The sequence below is a fragment of the Parvibaculum sp. genome (assembly GCF_019635935.1).
Lineage (GTDB): Bacteria > Pseudomonadota > Alphaproteobacteria > Parvibaculales > Parvibaculaceae > Parvibaculum.
Genome location: NZ_JAHBYN010000001.1, coordinates 3,112,138 through 3,128,141, shown reverse-complemented (window position 1 = coordinate 3,128,141; position 16,004 = coordinate 3,112,138). Strand labels below are relative to the sequence as shown.

Genomic DNA, 16,004 nt, shown 5'->3' with positions numbered 1-16,004 from the left:
TATGAAGCAAGTCGTTGAAAGCTCAAAAGATTTGGCGCGAATTCGCGGCGCAGAGAATGCGACAAAGATTTCGCTGAACAAAGGCCATAATTCGGAACTGCCCCAATGACCAACCCTTCCGCCTTCAGCGCCCGCCAGGGCACGGTGAAGCAGCCGGCCTATTTCGAGGGTGCCGGCCTTCATACCGGGCGCAATACGCGCGTGGCCGTGATGCCCGCCCCTGCCGGACAGGGCATTCGCTTCCGGCGCACCGACCGCTGGGGCAAGGGCGCCGAACTGCAGGCGGACTGGCGCAACTGTGTCGATTTCCCACGCTGCACGATGATGAAGGCGCCGAATGGCGGAAAATTTCAGACCATCGAACATCTGATGGCGGCGCTCTTCGCGCTCGAGATCGACAATGCGACGGTGCTGATGGACGGACAGGAAGTGCCGATCATGGACGGGAGCGCAGCGCCGCTGATCGATGCCATCGCCGCAGCCGGACGCGAGGAGCAGGATGCGCCGCGACAATTCCGGAAAATCGAACGGCCGCTGACCGTTACCGACGACCGCATCTCGCTGAGCGTCGAGCCCGCCGACCGTTTCATCATCGACTACACGCTGGAGCTGCCCTATTGGGGCACGCAAAACTGGGTGGGCGAGGTGACGCCGGAAAGTTTCCGCAACGACATTTGCTATGCGCGGACCTACGGCATCCTTTCGGTGATCTGGCCGGCGCTCATTCTGGGCAAGCTGCGCCTGATCCCGCTGGTGCGCGGTGCGTCGCTTGGCAATGCGCTGCTGATGTACAAGGACCGGGTGCTGAACAAAGGGGGCTTGAAAAGCCCCGACGAATTCCTGCGCCACCGGATCATCGATCTCGTGGGCGACCTTTCGCTGGGCGGCGGACCCATCATCGGCAAGGTGACGGCCTTCTGCTCCAACCACAAGCACAACCGGGCGCTCTTGCGCGCGATCGATGCCGAAAATACGGCGGAACTGAAGGCTTCCTAGCCGCCGACCAGCGCGTATTCGGCGAAGTCGGGATGGCGCATTTCCCACCAGTATCTGGCGGTGAAGCTCGACCAGTTGTTGGTGACCTTGCCGTCGGCGGTCTTGTACCAGCTCGCGCAACCGGCGGCCCAGACCGTCTTCTGCATATCCTTCTGAAGGGCGCGGTTGAACGCTTCCATCGCCTCCTTGCGGACGTCGATGTAGCACAGCTTGCCGTTTTGCAGCGCCTGCACGCATTGGACGATGTAGTTCACCTGGCATTCGATCATGAAGATGATCGAGTTGTGGCCGAGATTGGTGTTGGGCCCGTAGAGCATGAAAAAATTGGGGAAGCCCGCCACCGCAACGCCGCGATGAGCCTCGGCGCCGCGCGCCCAGACATCGTTGAGATCGGCATTGCCGCGGCCGACAATCTTCATCGGCGAAAGGAAATCGGTCGATTCAAAGCCGGTGGCCAGGATGACGACGTCCGCCGGATGGGAAACGCCGTCTTCGGTGACGACCGCATTTTCGGTGACGCATGCGATGTGGCTGGTTTCGACATGGACATTAGGGCGAGCGAGCGTCGGGAACCAATCGTTGGTCAGCAGGATGCGCTTGCAACCGGCCGGATAATCCGGCGTCAGTTTCTTGCGCAGCTCGGGATCCGAAATATGCGCTTCGAGTTCCTTTTTCGAAGCCCGTTCGAAGAGCTTGCCGAAAAAGCTGCCTTGCGTGAAAGCAAGGTAATTGCGCTCCAGCATTATCCAGGTCAGCCAGCGCTGGGCGCGGACGAGCCAGGGCATTGACCGGAAAAGCCTTTTTTCGCGCTCGGTGAAAGGCCGGTCGGGCTTGGGCACGCACCAGTTGGGTGTGCGCTGAAAGATGGTGAGCTTGCCGGCCCTGGGCGCGATTTCCGGCACGAACTGGATGGCGCTGGCGCCATTGCCGATGACGGCGATGTTTTTTCCTGCCAGATCGACGCTGTGGTCCCAGCGCGCCGAATGGAACTGCGCGCCCTTGAAAATGTCGAGGCCGTCGATCTTCGGACAGGCGGGGCGGTTGAGCTGGCCGACGCCGGAGATCAGCACATTGGCGGCGATTTCCTCGCCCGCCGCTGTGCGGATGCGCCAGAGGCCGGCGGCTTCGTCGAAGCGGGCTTCGGTCACTTCGGTGTTGAAACGGATATGCGGCATGAGACCGTATTTGCGCGCAACGCCTTCAAAGTAATCGACGATCTCGGCTTGTCCCGCAAACTTGCGGCTCCAGTCGGGCTTCGGTTCGAAGGAATAGGAATAGAGCATCGAGGGCACGTCGCAGCCCGAACCCGGATAGGTGTTGTCGCGCCAGGTGCCGCCGACGCTCGCGGCTTTTTCTAGGATCGTGAAATTGTCGATGCCGGCTTTCTGAAGCTTGATCGCCATGCAGAGGCCCGCCGCGCCGGCGCCGAGTATGGCGACGCTGAGCGGACGGAACTTCAGATCCGGTCCCGCCAGGACATTGTTGAGCGATTGCTGCGACACGCGGCTTCTCCCTTGTTTTCAAACGGATTTTCCGTTTCCCCGCCGCGCCGGCCGGGCGCTCTAGGGTGCATGCCCCACCATCTATAGCAGGGCGCAAGGGAGTTCAACGGCAGCAAAAACGCGACGCCCGCGCCTTTTCCGGATGAGAGCCGCCGGTGGGGTCACCGGGCGGACCGGAAAAGGGCGCGGGCGTCAGCCCCTCTGGTTCAGAACTTGTAGCCGACGCCGAAGCCGACGATCCACGGGTCGAGATCGACATCGGCCGTGACGGCACCGCCATTGATCGAAACGTCGGTGCTCAGGAAGATCTTCTTCACATCGACGTTGGCGTACCAGTTGCCGGTCAGGGCGACGTCGACACCGCCCTGGAGGGCCCAGCCGAAGCTGTTTTTGTAGTCGATCGAGGTGATGGCGCCGCCCGGCGCGTCCTCCTTGTAGAAGAAGGTGTAATTGACGCCAGCACCCAGATAGGGGCTGAAACGCTCCTTGGGCATGAAGTGGTATTGAAGCGTAAGTGTCGGCGGCAAAAGGCTTACTTTGCCGAGGCTGCCGGCGGCGCTGTGCGAAACGTCGTGGCGCGTGGTGGCGGCGATCAGCTCAAGGGCGATGTTGTCGGTGACGAAATAGGTGAAGTCGACTTCCGGCACCCAGTCGTTGGAGACGCTGACATTGCCGCCGATGGAGGTGGTAGCGTCCTCGTCCGGGATCGCGCCGATAATCCGTGCGCGGACCATGATATCCCCGGCCGACTTGCCACTAAAGCCTTGCTGCGCCTGCGCTTCCGGCACCGACGCGAAACCGGCGGCGGCGACGCCGAGTGCGAGCGCGGCAGCGGCGGCGCGGGATGTTCTTGCGATTTTCATTTGAGCTTCTCCTTGAGGCGGCACCGGACCCCCCGATGCACGAATGGCGTTCACCTCACATTCGCTCAATATCCATATTTTTTTAGTGGTCATTTCGCCGCAGCGGCCCGCCGCAATGTCGCACCCCTAAGTGCCTGTATCGCCTTGCAAAATATGAAGGTAAGTGCGGACCTGCTGGACGAAATGCACCGCCTGCCCGCCCCGCGCCGGCCCGTGGCGCAGCTTGTGGGCCGGATCGGCCAGCAGCGGCAGGGTGCGCCGCATGTCGGCCCAGCTGTTCCTGTCGCGGCCGAGACGCGCGGCCAGCGTGCGGGCATCGTAGAGATGGCCGAGGCCGAGATTCCAGGCGGCGAGCGCCATCCAGGTGCGGTCGGGCTCGGCCACATCTTCCGGGATTTTCTCTTTAAGTTCAGCAAGATAGCGCGCACCGGCCGCGATGCTTTCGGTGGGGTCGCGGCGGTCCTCGACACCGAGCTGCCGCGCCGTCTGCTGCGTCAGCATCATCAACCCGCGCACGCCGGTGGGGCTCACCGCATCCGGGTCCCAATGCGATTCCTGATAGGCGATCGCCGCAAGTAGTTGCCACGAAAGGTTATTTTCGCGCGCGGCGCGGCGGAGCTGTTTTTCGTAGAGCGGCAGGCGCTCGTTGATCGCGCGCTGGAAGGCGCGCAGGTCCACATAGTCGAAACGCGGCAGGAAACCGAAGAATTGCCGCTCCAGCGCCGCCAGCTGACCGGTTTTACGCATGCCGGCGAACCAGTGGCGCATCGGCTCGGCGAGGTCTTCCGAGCCCGGCGCGGCAAGCCAGACGACCGGAAAATCCCCTGTCAATTCAAAGGCTTGCATCAGTTCCGGGTAATAGGGATTGACCACCTGGAAGGTGCGGCTGTCGGTCAGCGCGCAGTCGAGGCGGAAGGCGGCGACGCGGGCGAGCAAAGCCTCAACGTTTTCAGAGAGATAGCTGGATTCGAGGCCGGCTTCGACGAGCAGCGCCGCGCCCGGCGAATCGGCGGAAGCGGCGAAGCGCAGGCCGCGGAGATCTTCGATTTTCCTTGGTTTTTCAACGAGTTGCCGGTTGCAGGCGACGAGCTGGCGCAGCGTGGCGTAGGGCGGACCGGCCGCGAACTGCGCCTTGCGCGCCTCGTCCAGCGCCAGACCCGCCGCCGCGACATGGCCCTTGCGGTTCGCCAGCGCCCGCATAAGCCTTTGTTCTGTCGGGTAAATCCGGAATTCAACCTCGACACCGAGCGACCGCGCGAGCGACCGCATCGCGTCATGTTCAAAGCCCGTGGGCCCGTCGACGCCCTCGTAAAAGGTCGCGGGGCCGAGCCGCGTCAGCACCACCAGCGTGCCATTTTCCTTAATGGATTCAAGGCCTTGATCGACAGGCGGCACATAGAGGCGCAGGAAGATCAGGTGGTTGACGCCGAACAGCACGACCAGCAGCAGGACGAACCACGGAAAGCGCGAGCTGCGGCGCGGCGTCCAGGGGCCGGGCGCGCGCATGAACGCCACCAGCGCGGCGGCCCAAGCCCTTGATTTCGCGATGATTTCCGCCACCCGGCGCGCCCTGCCCTGCCTCATCCGGGCGCAGAATAGCACGCGGCGGCGCCCGCGAATGCGACAGCGGCGGCGCGCGGCTGTCACAATCGGGAAACGGCGGAATTCCGCCGTTCGGCCACGACTGTCACCGGACTGTCAAAAATCTGTCACAACCGGGGATAAGTTTGCTCCGTGTACGGATGGTCGGCGCGCGGGCGGCGGGGATAAGTCGAACTTATCCCCGGGTTCGGGGGCGGTGGACGGATGGGCGTTGCACGAAGAAAGGAAGAAAGGGGTTCACGCAGAGACGCAGAGCCGCGGAGAAGAAAAAATCGAAAAACTTGTCCCCGGTTTTCGCGGCGGTGGCGACGCGGGCGTTTTGAGTCGCCGGACGCGCAATGCGGCGGCGAAAAAACTTATCCCCGGGGTTGGGGGTGAGGCGAAATCGTCCAGCGCTAACCGGGAATGCGGGCGATCACCTTGATCTCGAAATCAAAGCCCGCGAGCCAGGTCGCGCCGACCGCCGTCCATGTCGGATAAGGCGGCGCGGCGAAAATCTCCTGCTTCACCTTCATGATCGTCTCGAACTGGTTTTCGGGATCGGTGTGGAAACTGGTCACGTCGACAATGTCGTCGAAACCGCAGCCCGCCGCCTTGAGCGTCGCCTCAAGATTGGCGAAGGCGAGCCGGACCTGGCGCTCGAAATCGGGCTCCGGCGTGCCGTCGGTGCGGCTGCCGACCTGGCCGGACACGAAGAGAAGATCGCCGGAGCGGATCGCCGCCGAATAGCCATGCGCCTCGTAGAGGGCGTGGCGGCCGGCGGGGAATACCGGGTCGCGCTTGGGCATGGGGGGAGTCCTTCTTGTGGGTGGGGAGATCCCGCGTCTGGATGGGAGGCTGCCAACGATTTTATATTGGAAGGCCATTGACGGAACGCAAGGCGCTGAGACGAGGAGGAGGCGGCGGTGAAGACTGCAGTGCACCGGCAAGAGACGCGCGAAGATGCCGGATCGAAGTTCAGCTCTTCCGTTTGAGGAAGGCGAAGGCCGTCAAGGCCGCGCCGAGGGCAAACAGCGATGCAATCAGAATCCAGGTGCCGAGGCCGGCGCCCAATTGTTGCGCTTCTGGAAAGAACATCCGGAAGGCGCCCGCCGCCACAAGGAGCCAGCCGGAGAGTGTGACCAACAGGCTGAAATCGAACCGCCAGTAATTGTGCGTCGTCGCGATGAAAAGGCCGCCGGCCAGAAACAGCAGACCGTTGAGGTAGACCACTGCCGGGTGGACATCGTGCCAGATATTCAGATTGACGGTTTCGGACACCGTCACGGCCATGAGCACCGGCCCAAGCACCGCAGCAATGCGTGCTGTCAAATTCATGAAGACGAGCCTCCGGCGGTGTTAAATCCAATCGCGTAGGTAGCGGTCGTTGCTATCCAGACAACGGATCGTAGCACATCATCTCTCTTGACCGGGATTGACCGCTCCGGGCCACATGCGGCCGTCGCGCGGGCGGGGTGATTGCATCGGTGGAGGCGAATGTGCATCCTGATTTTCAATCCGCGACGCCGCCGCTTGCGCGCGTTTGAGTTTTCGACACGGAATCCGGAGACAGGATCATGCGCAAGCCGACAAGCGTCGCCAAGCTGGCCGAGTTCGGACGCGAACGCCTCTCCAAATCGTTCTTCATGCGCGATTTCCTGTTTTCGGACATCGCCGCCATTCATGGGCTGGCCAATGTGCCCGACGATCCGGAGCTGGCCATCGCCGCCGGAACACGGCTTTGCGAGGAACTGCTGGAACCGCTGCAGGACAAATTCGGGCGGATCGCGATCCGCTCCGCCTATCGATCGAAGGAAGTAAACGCACTCGGCAACGAGATGCAGCGGCAAGGCAAGGCGGGCTATTCCTGCGCCTCAAACGAAGCGAACTATGCCGCGCATATCTGGGATGAAAGAGATGCCGGCGGCCATATGGGTGCGACGGCCTGCATCGTCGTCCCTTCCTTTCTGGATCGCTTCCCGCAGGACGGCGACTGGCAGAAGCTCGCCTGGTGGATTCACGATCACCTTCCTTATTCCTCGCTCTACTTCTTCAAGGAACTCTGGGCGTTCAACATCCAGTGGCATGAACAACCGGAACGCCGCATCGACAGCTACGCCGAGCCGAAAGGATGCCTGACAAAACCCGGGATGGCGAACCATGCCGGAAGTCATGAATCCGAATGGCGGATGATCGTCTCCGGGGCGTAGCGGGGTTGAGGTTGGGCGGGAAGAAAGACGTGGATGGCCCGAATAAATCGGGCCATGACGTTTTTGGGGGTTGGGGGGGCGCGTTGGATGAGCGGGCCGCGTTTGCCGAAGCGTAAATCCAACATTCAGTGTCATCCCGGCGAAAGCCGGGATCCATGAGCGCGAGCGGCGAGTCAGATGGACCCCGGCTTTCGCCGGGGTGACACTTTTATTTTTGGCTGGCTCGTGATTTTCGCGGGCGCGTTTGAAGAGTCTTTGTGAAGAGAGACGCCGCCAATGGCGGCTTCTGGATTGCCGGATCAAGTCCGGCAATGACGCGTTGGGGGGTGGGAGTTGCGGCGCGAAGTGACGCGTCGCAGGATGGCGGCGTGAAATCACCCGGAGGTTGCGATGACGCCGACCATCACCGCATTCGAGAATTCGCCCGATGGCGGGCGCGGGCTGGCGCGGGATATGCGCGTGCGCTGGGCGCTGGAGGAAGTCGGGCAGGTTTACGACGTGCGCCTGCTGTCGTTTGCGCAGATGAAGGAACCGGCGCATCTGGCGCTGCATCCTTTCGGGCAGATACCGACTTACGAAGAGGGCGAACTGGCGCTGTTCGAGAGCGGCGCAATCATCCTGCACATCGCCGAGCGCCATGCCGGGCTGCTGCCGGACGATGCGGGGGAGCGCGCACGTGCGATCAACTGGATGTTCGCGGCGCTCAACACGGTGGAACCGCCGATCCTCGACCGCGAGACGGCCGGCTATACCGAGCGCGACAAGGACTGGTATGGCGCGCGGCTGGCGATGCTCGACGATCGCGTGCGGGCGCGGCTCGGGCCGCTTGCCGCGCGGCTTGGCGAGGGCGACTGGCTCGACGGTGCGTTCAGCGCCGGCGACCTCATGATGGTGTCGGTGCTGCAACGGCTGAAGGGATCGGCGCTGCTGGCGGAATATCCGGCGCTCACCGCCTATGTCGCGCGCGCCGAGGCGCGGCCGGCGTTCCAACGCGCCTTCGCCGCGCAACGGGCGGTGTTCGAGCGTTCATCGCGGTAGCGCCGCGGGCTCGTAGATCAGCACAGTCGCGCCGGAGGCGAATTGCTTGCGGCTTGTGAGTTTCAGATCGAGCGTTTTCGGGAGCCCCGCGAAAGGATAAGGTCCGTGGCCGGCGATCCGCGGATGGACGATGAACTGGTATTCGTCGATCAGGCCGAGCTTCGCGAGCGCGAGGGGGAGCGTCACGCCGCCGGTCAATATCCCCCTGCCCGGTTCGGCCTTGAGGCGGCGCACGGTTTTTTCGAGATCGGGCCCGCGCACGAGTTCCGCGTTCCAGTCGACGTGCCGCAGCGTGTCGGAGACGACATATTTTTTTGCGGCGTGGATTGTCCGCGCGAAGGGCACCGCCCATTCCTCCATCCAGTCCGGCCGCACACCCGTTTCGGCGACCGGCCGCCACGCCTCCTCCATCATTTCGTAGATGACGCGGCCGAAAAGGAGCGTATCGGCCCGTGCGATATCCGCCGCCGCATGGCTATGCAGTTCCTCGTCGGGCACGCCCTCCTGATGATCGCAGCATCCGTCGAGCGTTACGTTGATCGAATAGCGAAGGGGCTGCATTCGGAAACCTTCGGCTGAAGGGTCAGGCGATGGCGCGGAGGCCGCTGCGGAGTGCGTTGGCGTCGATGGCGGCTTCGCGCTCGAGCGCGGCGTGGGTTCGTTTCCAGACGGGTGCGGCGGCGCGGAGAAGTTTTTTTCCGGCGGCGGTGAGGACGAGGCGGCGGCTGCGGCGGTCGGCCGTGTCGATCGTTATTTTCATCAGGCCCTGACGTTCGAGCGGCTTGATGTTTGCGGTCAGCGTGGTGCGGTCCATCGCCAGGATCGCCGCGACCTCGCCCATCGAGCGCGGGGTTTCGCGGTTCATCGCGTTCAGCAGCGAGAACTGGCCGCTGGTCAGGCCGAGCGGCCGAAACGCCTCGTCGAAGCGCCGCGCCAGCGCGCGCGCCGCGCGCTGCGTGTGCAGGCAGAGGCAGGTGTCGTGGATCAGGCGCGTGGGGACGGTGGAATCGTTTGACGGTTTTGACATGGTGGAATTATATTGATATCAAACTATTTAGCAAGCGTCTTGTGCCGCCGCACGGCAACGCACCGTCCCCCGAACGACAAGGAGTTGGAACGATGATCAGCCTGAGCGTCTTGAAATGGGTGCCGCCGTTTGCGCGCGGCTCGGTGAAGGAATATCGCGTGCGCTGGGCGCTGGAGGAAGCGGGGCTGCCTTACGCGGAACGGGTGCTGACGCCGGCGGATCAGGACGCCGCCGATTATCGCGCGGTGCAGCCTTTCGGACAGGTGCCGGTTTACGAGGAAGACGGATTTGCGCTGTTCGAGAGCGGCGCGATCATCCTGCATATTGCCGAAAAGTGCGAGGCGCTGATGCCGCGCGATGCAAAAGGCCGCGCGCGGGCGGTGCAATGGATGCTGGCGGCGCAGACATCCGTTCAGCCGGCGGTGGACGCGGTGACGGCGCTCGACTTCTTCTATGGCGAGGAGGAATGGGCGAAGATGCGCCGTCCGGGCGCGGAGGAGTTTCTCCGCCGGCGGCTCGGGCAGCTGGCCGGGTGGCTCAAGGGGCGCGAATGGCTCGAAGACCGCTTCACCGTGGGCGATCTGATGATGGTGACGGTGCTGCGCGACCTCCGGCACCGGGATTTCGTGGGTGAATTTCCGGCGCTGGCGGCATATGTGAAACGGGCGGAAGCGCGGCCGGCGTTTCAGCGCGCGCTCAGCGATCATCTGGCGCTTTATGCGGAAGCGGAAAAGGCCGAAGCGGCGGCTTGAGGGAAGAAGGGTCGCGTTTGCCGATCCCATTTCCTCTTTCTCGTCTTGCCCGGACTTGATCCGGGCATCCAGAAGCCGCCGAAAGGCGGCGTCTCTCTTCAAAAATACTCCTTGAAGAAACGTCGTGAGGTTGATGAAGGGATTCTTGCGAAGAGAGACGGCGCTAACGCGCCTTCTGGATTGCCGGGTCAAGCCCGGCAAAGACCAAAAGAGGGGAAAAGAAAAAGGCCGGATCGTGCGATCCGGCCTTTTTGTTTCTGCGGGTGGGGTTCCCCCTCACCCTTCCCACCTTCGGTGGGCCCCTTCCCTCTCCCCGGAGGGGAGAGGGAAAGACTCTTATTTCCCCTTCGGGGCCTGATTGAACGGCAGGTCCTTGTCGACGCGGATGTCCTGTGGCAGGCCGAGGACGCGTTCGGCGACGATGTTGCGCAGGATTTCGTCGGTGCCGCCGGCGATGCGGTAGCCGGCTGCGCCGATCCATTGTTCGGTATAGGCGCCCTCTTCCGGCGAGATTTTCCGGTCGCGGATGACGCCGCCCATGTCCTGCAGGTCCATGCCGAAGGAGCCGAGGTCCTGCATCTTCTTCGCGGCGACGATCTTGGAGATCGAGCTTTCCGGGCCGGGGGTTTCGCCTTTCGACAGCGCGGTCAACGTGCGGAAGCGCGTGAACTTCAAGCCTTGCGCCTGCACATACCAGTCGGCGATGCGCTCGCGGACGCCGCCGTGGCGGATGGCGGGCTCGCCCGCGATGTCGGTGTTGCGGGCGAGCGAGATCAACTCATCGGTGTCGGCATTGCCCTGGCTGCCGCCGACGGCGAGGCGTTCGTTCATCAGCGTCGTCAGCGCGACCTTCCAGCCGTCGCCGACCTTGCCGAGACGCTGACTGTCCTTGACGCGCAGATTGGTGAAGAAGACCTCGTTGAATTCGGCACCGCCCGACATCTGCTTGATGGGGCGCACTTCGACGGCGGGGTCCTTCATGTCGATCCAGAACATGGTGAGGCCCTTGTGCTTCGGCACGTTCGGATCGGTGCGTGTCAGCAGGATGCCGTAGTCGCAGAAATGCGCGCCGGACGTCCAGACCTTCTGGCCGTTGATGACCCAGTCGTCGCCATCCTTCTCGGCTTTCGTGCGAAGACCCGCGACGTCGGAACCGCCGGCGGGTTCGGAAAAGAGCTGGCACCAGATCTCGTCGCCGCGCACGGCGGGACGGACGAAGCGTTCTTTCGCCTCGTCGGGGCCCCATGACATCACGGTCGGGATGCACATGCCGAGGCCGATGGCGAAGATGCCGCCGGGAACCGCGTATTTCGATTCTTCCTGGCCGTAGATCACGTTGTTGATGGTGGTGCCGCCACCGCCGCCCCATTCCTTCGGCCAGGTGATGCAGGCGTAACCGGCATCGGCCTTCTTCGCCTGCCAGGCCTTGGACTGGGCGATCATTTCCTTGAGGTCTTTCGGCGGCGCGATGTCCTTCGCGTTTTCCTTGCGGGTGGCGTTTTTATCGAGCCAGGCGCGCACCTGTTTGCGGTAGGCGGCTTCTTCGGCTGTATCGTTGAAATCCATTTTCGTTCTCCCGAATGTCTTTTTGAGCCGCTTTAAGCCGCGTTCTTCGCTTCAAGGCGCGCGACGAGTTTTTCCTTCCACTGGATCGGCGCGCCGACAGCGAGCGCCAGCAGCTTGGCGCGGCGGTAGTGGAACTGGCAGTCGGATTCCCATGTGTAGCCGATGCCGCCATGCGTCTGGATGTTCTCCTGCGCGGCGAAGACATAGGCATCCGAACCCGCGATGCGCGAGGCGGCGGCGGCTTCGGTCAGCTCCGCGCCCTCGTCGTTCAGCATCATGGCGCCGAAATAGGCGTTCGATTTCGCCAGTTCCTTCTTCACATACATGTCGGCGAGCTTGTGCTTGATCGCCTGGTACGAGCCGATCTGGCGGCCGAAGGCGTAGCGCTCGAGCGCATAGTCGCGCGCCATTTCGAGCGCCGCTTCGGTGCCGCCGACCTGTTCGAAGGCAAAGAGCACGGCGGCGCCGTCGAGCACGCGCGAAAGCTGCGACCAGCCCTCGCCCGGTTTGGGCCCAAGAATTTCGGCGGGCGCGTCCTTGAAGGTCAGCGTCACATGCTGACGCGAGGGGTCGAGCGTGCGGACGGGCGCGGCCGAGACGCCGCCCGCCTTCAGATCGACGATGGCGAGCGAGACTGCGCCTTCGCCGGAACCGCCGGTGTTGACCGCGACGATGGCGAGCGAGGCCGCACCGCCATCGACAACCGGCTGCTTGACGCCGTTGATCTTGCCGCCCGCATGCTTGACCGCGATGTTGCGCGGGTGCGCGGCATGCGTGCCTTCGGAGACGGCGAGCGTGCCGATGATTTCACCCGATGCCAGTTTCGGCAGCCAGGTTTCCTTCTGCTTCTTCGTGCCGAAGAGGCGGAGCGCTTCCGCCGCGAGATAGATGGACGAAGAGAACGGCACGGGCGCCGCGGCGCGGCCGAGCTCTTCCGCGATCACGCAGAGCTCCAGCGCGCCGAGACCGAGACCGCCGAATTCTTCGGGGATCGCGGTGCCGGTGAGGCCCATCTCGACAAGGCCCTTCCAGACCTCGGCCGCATAGGGCTCTTCCTTTTCGAGCACGCGGCGCGTGACCGACATCGGACATTTGTCGGCAAGGAACTTGCGCACCTGCTCCTTCAGCATTTTCTGGTCGTCGGAAAAATCGAAATTCATGACGTCTCCCCTGGCGCTTTGCCAGCACTTGATTGCCCGCATTGGCGGCGTTTGTTTGGGCGCATTCTCACTGCAAAGCGGGCGCATGAAAAGCCCTGCGCAATTGACGCCGCGTCGGCTTGGGATGCGGCGGTGCAGCGAGGTCGAATCTCCGCTGCGCGGCGAAGTTCCGGACTGAATTACGCGGATTTCGGGCTTTCGGATCGCCGGATTTTCCAGATGGCGAGAGCGGCCAGAACGAGGATGACGGCCCAGCCGATGAGCAGCGCGAGGCCCAAGGCCGGGATCATGCCGTCGATCTGCCTCACATCCACGCGCCCGGCATGCCAATAGACCCATTCGCCGCCGAGCATCGCGGCGAGGCCCGGATTGCCGGTCGCGAGGACGAGGATGCCGTCGCCGGTCGCCGGGTCGAGCCGGGCCGTGGTTTCGATGGCGGCGAAGTTCATGCCCTCATGGCCGATGATGTAGCCGCCGCCCGGTGCTTCGGAATAAAGCATGACGCCGAGGCCCCAGATCGGCAGGCCGAATTGCGAGCCGTGGGGCGCGGACATGGCGGCGGCGAGACCGGGCGGCAGGGCGGGATCGCGCGCGCCTTCCATTTGCGCTTCAAGGAAGCGGACGAGATCGGCCGCACTTGCATGGAGTGAGGCAGCGGATGCCGCGGCGAAGCTGCGATAGGCGCAAGGCGCGCCGTCGGCGTCGAAACAGGGGGCAAGCCCCGCCGCTTCCGCCGACGCGAGATCGAATGTCGCGCTCGACATGCCGAGCGGATCGAGGACGGCGCGCTTCATATAGATGTCGAAGGGTTCGCCCGCGATTTCCTCGATCAGGAGCTGCAGCAACGCATAGCCGCCGCCGGAATAGCTCCATGCGGTGCCGGGCGCGAGACCGACACGGGTGCGGCCATCGGCGCCGGGCATGGGGTCCGCCGCTTCCGTCAGCGATGCCTCGAGGGTCTGCACGGGCGTGCCCGGCTCGAAGCCCATGTAGCCCAGGCCATCCGTCAGGCCGGCGGTGTGAGAGAGGAGGCGGCGCGCGGTGACGCCCTCGTTGCCGAACTTGCTTTCGGGAAGCTGCCAGCGTGTGAGATAACGCGACACGGGCGCATCGAGATCGAGCCTTCCATCGGCGGCGAGTTTCAGCACACCGAGCGCCGTCACCCATTTGCTGAGCGAGGCGAGCTGGAAAAGCGTGTCGCGGGTGACGGGCGCGCCGGCCGAGACATAATGTTCGCCAAAGTCCTCGCCCTTTTCGATCAGCATGAAGGCGACGGCGCCCTGCTCCGCCGCGTCGATCGCCGCAGCCGATGTCGAAAAGAAGGACGCCACATCCTCGCGCGGACCCGGATCGGCACGCAACCAGCCGTGGCGCGCGCCGGTGACAACGAGAGCGGTCCAAATCGCCATCGCCAGCAGGGCGGCAAGAATCAAAAGGGAGAGGCTGCGCATTGATTATGCTATGCCGACGCGCGGGCGGTGTTCAAGTTTCAGCGCGGCGGCGCAGACTCAGGCCTCGGTTTCCTCGGACTCCTGGAGATTGGCCTTGATGCGCTCGAGGAAATTCATCAGTTGCGCGTATTCCTCCGGCGTGAAGCCCCGGACCGAGGTTTCGAACATGCCGAAGGCGGCCTGCCACAAGCCGGCGGTGATTTCGTCGATCGGCGGCATCAGATAGACGCGGCGGACGCGGCGGTCGGCGGGGTCGTTGCGGCGTTCGATCAGGCCCTGCTCTTCGAGGCTGTCGAGCAGGCGGCCGAGCGGCGCCTTTTCCATTTCGACGCAGTCGGCAAGTTCGGTCTGGGTGATGCCGTCGCGCTGGCGCAGTTCGGCGAGGATGCGCGACTTGGCCGGGTTGATGCCGGTGCCGGAGGCTTGCAGGCGGCGCGCCCAAGCCTTGCGGAAGAGCCGGTAGACGTCGTGATGGAGCCAGCCGAAGGTCTCGTCCGGCTGGACCCGCGATGCCGGCGGCTTCGGCCGGCTGGCAATCGACGGGGGCATGGCTTGTCCGCCCATTTTATCCTCGGTCCTTGTCCCCGGCTTAAGATCGTGTTTCGCCAGCGATTTCGCTTTGCCGGTATCGTAACAAAAGATACTATAACCTTCTATACGTTTTTCGAAAGGCATCCCATGCTCGTCCGGTTTGACGTTTCCCGTTATGCGCGGCTTCTGGCGGCCGGCCTGATCGCGGCGGCGCTGGCCGGGTGCGGCGAGAGCGCGGAAGAGGAAACGGCCGATCCGGATGCCGGCGCCATCGGCGTCTTTGCCAGCGCGGTGAGCGAACGTGAGCTTGCCGAACCGATTACCGGCACCGGCACCATCGCCGCGCACAAGACGACGACGCTCGGCCCCCGCGTCGACGGCATCATCGAGGAGATCATGGTCAGGGTCGGCGACCGCGTGACCGAAGGGCAGCCGCTTTTCCGGACGCGCGATGTAGAGATCCGCCTCAAGGTGACCGAGCTTGAAAACCAGGTGCGGCTCGCCAAGGCGGATGTGCGCAACACCGGCCTCGCCTTTTCACGCGCCAGCGAGTTGCACGCCAAGGGGTTCGTGGCCGACGGGCGGCTCGACGATGCGCGCTCGGCGCGCGACGCTTCGCAGGCGCGGCTCGGCATTGCCGAAGCGCAGCTTGCCGGCGCCAACCAGATGCTGACCGACTGCACCGTGACCGCGCCTTTCGACGGCGTCATCACACGGCGCGATGTCGACGAGGGCAAGTTCATGGCGACGCGGATGGGCGGCATGGGCGCGATGGGCGGCGGCGGCGACGGCGTTTTGCAGATCATGAAGATCGACATTGTCGGCGCTATCGTGACGGTGCCCGAAATTCACCTGTCGAAAATCGAGGTCGGCACCAAGGGGCGCGTCTATATCGACGGCATCGACCGCAGCTTCGACAGCTATGTCGCGATCCTCAACGATTATGTCGACCCGGTGACGCGCTCGGTCGAACTCCGGCTGCCGATCCTCAATGAGGATTATTCGGTGAAGCCCGGCCTCTTTACGCGCGTCGAACTCTTTCCGGCGCCGCGCCAGGGGCTGACGCTCGACCGGCGGATGCTTTATGGCGGCGAGACCGACCGGCATGTCTTCATCGCCGACGGCAATGTGGCGCGGCGCGTCAGCGTGACGGTGCGGCAGATCGATGCGCAGACGGTGGAAGTGCTGTCGGGGCTCAAGGCCGGCGACAAGGCGCTGGGCGGACCCAACGCGCCGCTGCTTGCCGACGGCATCAAAATCCGGATCGAGGCCGAGCCGGGCCAGATCGCGGCCGGCGCAAGCGACAGCACGGCGCAGTAGCGCGGGC

General features: G+C 63.9%; 16 protein-coding genes. 5 read left to right on the top strand and 11 right to left on the bottom strand.

What is annotated here, in order from left to right:
• Positions 1–105: 105 nt before the first annotated feature.
• A complete protein-coding gene (lpxC, locus tag KF719_RS15395) occupies positions 106–996 on the top strand; it encodes a UDP-3-O-acyl-N-acetylglucosamine deacetylase (RefSeq protein ID WP_293509805.1) in 891 nt (296 codons plus the stop codon).
• On the opposite strand, the gene KF719_RS15390 is transcribed toward lpxC, so the two are convergent.
• The 5 genes from KF719_RS15390 to KF719_RS15370 all read right to left on the bottom strand — a co-directional run bounded on the left by KF719_RS15390 (position 993) and on the right by KF719_RS15370 (position 6,280).
• Positions 993–2,498 (bottom strand): NAD(P)/FAD-dependent oxidoreductase, encoded by a 1,506-nt coding sequence (locus tag KF719_RS15390; protein WP_293509804.1) that lies wholly within the window; start codon positions 2,496–2,498, stop codon positions 993–995. The two genes, lpxC and KF719_RS15390, sit on opposite strands and share 4 nt — an antisense overlap.
• Positions 2,499–2,704: 206 nt before the next feature.
• Complete coding sequence (locus tag KF719_RS15385; protein WP_293509802.1) at positions 2,705–3,361, bottom strand: OmpW family outer membrane protein; 657 nt, start codon at positions 3,359–3,361, stop codon at positions 2,705–2,707.
• 126 nt (positions 3,362–3,487) lie between these two features.
• Positions 3,488–4,921: a membrane-bound lytic murein transglycosylase MltF gene (gene mltF / locus KF719_RS15380; RefSeq protein ID WP_293509800.1), complete on the bottom strand. Its 1,434-nt coding sequence runs from the start codon at positions 4,919–4,921 to the stop codon at positions 3,488–3,490.
• A gap of 437 nt (positions 4,922–5,358) precedes the next feature.
• A complete protein-coding gene (locus KF719_RS15375) occupies positions 5,359–5,751 on the bottom strand; it encodes a RidA family protein (RefSeq protein WP_293509798.1) in 393 nt (130 codons plus the stop codon).
• A gap of 169 nt (positions 5,752–5,920) precedes the next feature.
• On the bottom strand, positions 5,921–6,280 hold the full coding sequence (locus tag KF719_RS15370) for a hypothetical protein (RefSeq protein ID WP_293509796.1): 360 nt from the start codon (positions 6,278–6,280) through the stop codon (positions 5,921–5,923).
• 239 nt (positions 6,281–6,519) lie between these two features.
• Here KF719_RS15370 and KF719_RS15365 point away from each other — a divergent pair, with 239 nt between their 5' ends.
• Together KF719_RS15365 and KF719_RS15360 are read left to right on the top strand one after the other, a co-directional pair.
• Positions 6,520–7,152: a hypothetical protein gene (locus tag KF719_RS15365; RefSeq protein ID WP_293509794.1), complete on the top strand. Its 633-nt coding sequence runs from the start codon at positions 6,520–6,522 to the stop codon at positions 7,150–7,152.
• A gap of 390 nt (positions 7,153–7,542) precedes the next feature.
• Positions 7,543–8,190, top strand: a complete 648-nt coding sequence (locus KF719_RS15360; RefSeq protein WP_293509792.1) for a glutathione S-transferase family protein — start codon at positions 7,543–7,545, stop codon at positions 8,188–8,190.
• Here KF719_RS15360 and KF719_RS15355 read toward each other — a convergent pair.
• Positions 8,179–8,751, bottom strand: coding sequence for a dihydrofolate reductase family protein (locus KF719_RS15355; protein ID WP_293509791.1), 573 nt, complete (start codon positions 8,749–8,751; stop codon positions 8,179–8,181). The genes KF719_RS15360 and KF719_RS15355 overlap by 12 nt on opposite strands.
• A 22-nt stretch (positions 8,752–8,773) precedes the next feature.
• Entirely contained in the window at positions 8,774–9,217 is a 444-nt protein-coding gene (locus KF719_RS15350) for a MarR family transcriptional regulator (protein ID WP_293509789.1), read from the bottom strand.
• Between the two features lie 92 nt (positions 9,218–9,309).
• On the opposite strand from KF719_RS15350, the gene KF719_RS15345 reads away from it, so the two are divergent.
• Positions 9,310–9,969, top strand: coding sequence for a glutathione S-transferase family protein (locus tag KF719_RS15345; RefSeq protein ID WP_293509787.1), 660 nt, complete (start codon positions 9,310–9,312; stop codon positions 9,967–9,969).
• 336 nt (positions 9,970–10,305) lie between these two features.
• Here KF719_RS15345 and KF719_RS15340 read toward each other — a convergent pair whose 3' ends face one another.
• The 4 genes from KF719_RS15340 to KF719_RS15325 all read right to left on the bottom strand — a co-directional run bounded on the left by KF719_RS15340 (position 10,306) and on the right by KF719_RS15325 (position 14,695).
• Positions 10,306–11,535 carry an acyl-CoA dehydrogenase family protein gene (locus KF719_RS15340; protein ID WP_293509785.1) on the bottom strand — a complete coding sequence of 410 codons (1,230 nt, stop codon included), beginning with the start codon at positions 11,533–11,535 and terminating at the stop codon, positions 10,306–10,308.
• A 32-nt stretch (positions 11,536–11,567) separates the two neighbouring features.
• Entirely contained in the window at positions 11,568–12,695 is a 1,128-nt protein-coding gene (locus tag KF719_RS15335) for an acyl-CoA dehydrogenase family protein (protein ID WP_293509783.1), read from the bottom strand.
• A gap of 179 nt (positions 12,696–12,874) precedes the next feature.
• Positions 12,875–14,146 (bottom strand): serine hydrolase domain-containing protein, encoded by a 1,272-nt coding sequence (locus KF719_RS15330; RefSeq protein WP_293509781.1) that lies wholly within the window; start codon positions 14,144–14,146, stop codon positions 12,875–12,877.
• Positions 14,147–14,203: 57 nt separating this feature from the next.
• Entirely contained in the window at positions 14,204–14,695 is a 492-nt protein-coding gene (locus KF719_RS15325; RefSeq protein ID WP_293509779.1) for a MarR family winged helix-turn-helix transcriptional regulator, read from the bottom strand.
• A 129-nt stretch (positions 14,696–14,824) separates the two neighbouring features.
• Between KF719_RS15325 and KF719_RS15320 the strand changes: the two genes are divergently transcribed.
• The gene (locus KF719_RS15320; protein WP_293509778.1) at positions 14,825–15,997 is read left to right on the top strand and encodes an efflux RND transporter periplasmic adaptor subunit; all 1,173 of its coding nucleotides are present in this window, start codon (positions 14,825–14,827) and stop codon (positions 15,995–15,997) included.
• Positions 15,998–16,004 lie beyond the last annotated feature (7 nt).

Coding starts and splice junctions, on each gene's coding strand:
- KF719_RS15330 (WP_293509781.1), bottom strand. CDS start 14,146: ATGCGCAGCCTCTCCCTTTTGATTCTTGCCGCCCTGCTGGCGATGGCG.
- KF719_RS15365 (WP_293509794.1), top strand. CDS start 6,520: ATGCGCAAGCCGACAAGCGTCGCCAAGCTGGCCGAGTTCGGACGCGAA.
- KF719_RS15360 (WP_293509792.1), top strand. CDS start 7,543: ATGACGCCGACCATCACCGCATTCGAGAATTCGCCCGATGGCGGGCGC.
- KF719_RS15335 (WP_293509783.1), bottom strand. CDS start 12,695: ATGAATTTCGATTTTTCCGACGACCAGAAAATGCTGAAGGAGCAGGTG.
- KF719_RS15370 (WP_293509796.1), bottom strand. CDS start 6,280: ATGAATTTGACAGCACGCATTGCTGCGGTGCTTGGGCCGGTGCTCATG.
- KF719_RS15345 (WP_293509787.1), top strand. CDS start 9,310: ATGATCAGCCTGAGCGTCTTGAAATGGGTGCCGCCGTTTGCGCGCGGC.
- KF719_RS15355 (WP_293509791.1), bottom strand. CDS start 8,751: ATGCAGCCCCTTCGCTATTCGATCAACGTAACGCTCGACGGATGCTGC.
- KF719_RS15340 (WP_293509785.1), bottom strand. CDS start 11,535: ATGGATTTCAACGATACAGCCGAAGAAGCCGCCTACCGCAAACAGGTG.
- KF719_RS15350 (WP_293509789.1), bottom strand. CDS start 9,217: ATGTCAAAACCGTCAAACGATTCCACCGTCCCCACGCGCCTGATCCAC.
- lpxC (WP_293509805.1), top strand. CDS start 106: ATGACCAACCCTTCCGCCTTCAGCGCCCGCCAGGGCACGGTGAAGCAG.
- KF719_RS15325 (WP_293509779.1), bottom strand. CDS start 14,695: ATGCCCCCGTCGATTGCCAGCCGGCCGAAGCCGCCGGCATCGCGGGTC.
- KF719_RS15375 (WP_293509798.1), bottom strand. CDS start 5,751: ATGCCCAAGCGCGACCCGGTATTCCCCGCCGGCCGCCACGCCCTCTAC.
- KF719_RS15320 (WP_293509778.1), top strand. CDS start 14,825: ATGCTCGTCCGGTTTGACGTTTCCCGTTATGCGCGGCTTCTGGCGGCC.
- KF719_RS15385 (WP_293509802.1), bottom strand. CDS start 3,361: ATGAAAATCGCAAGAACATCCCGCGCCGCCGCTGCCGCGCTCGCACTC.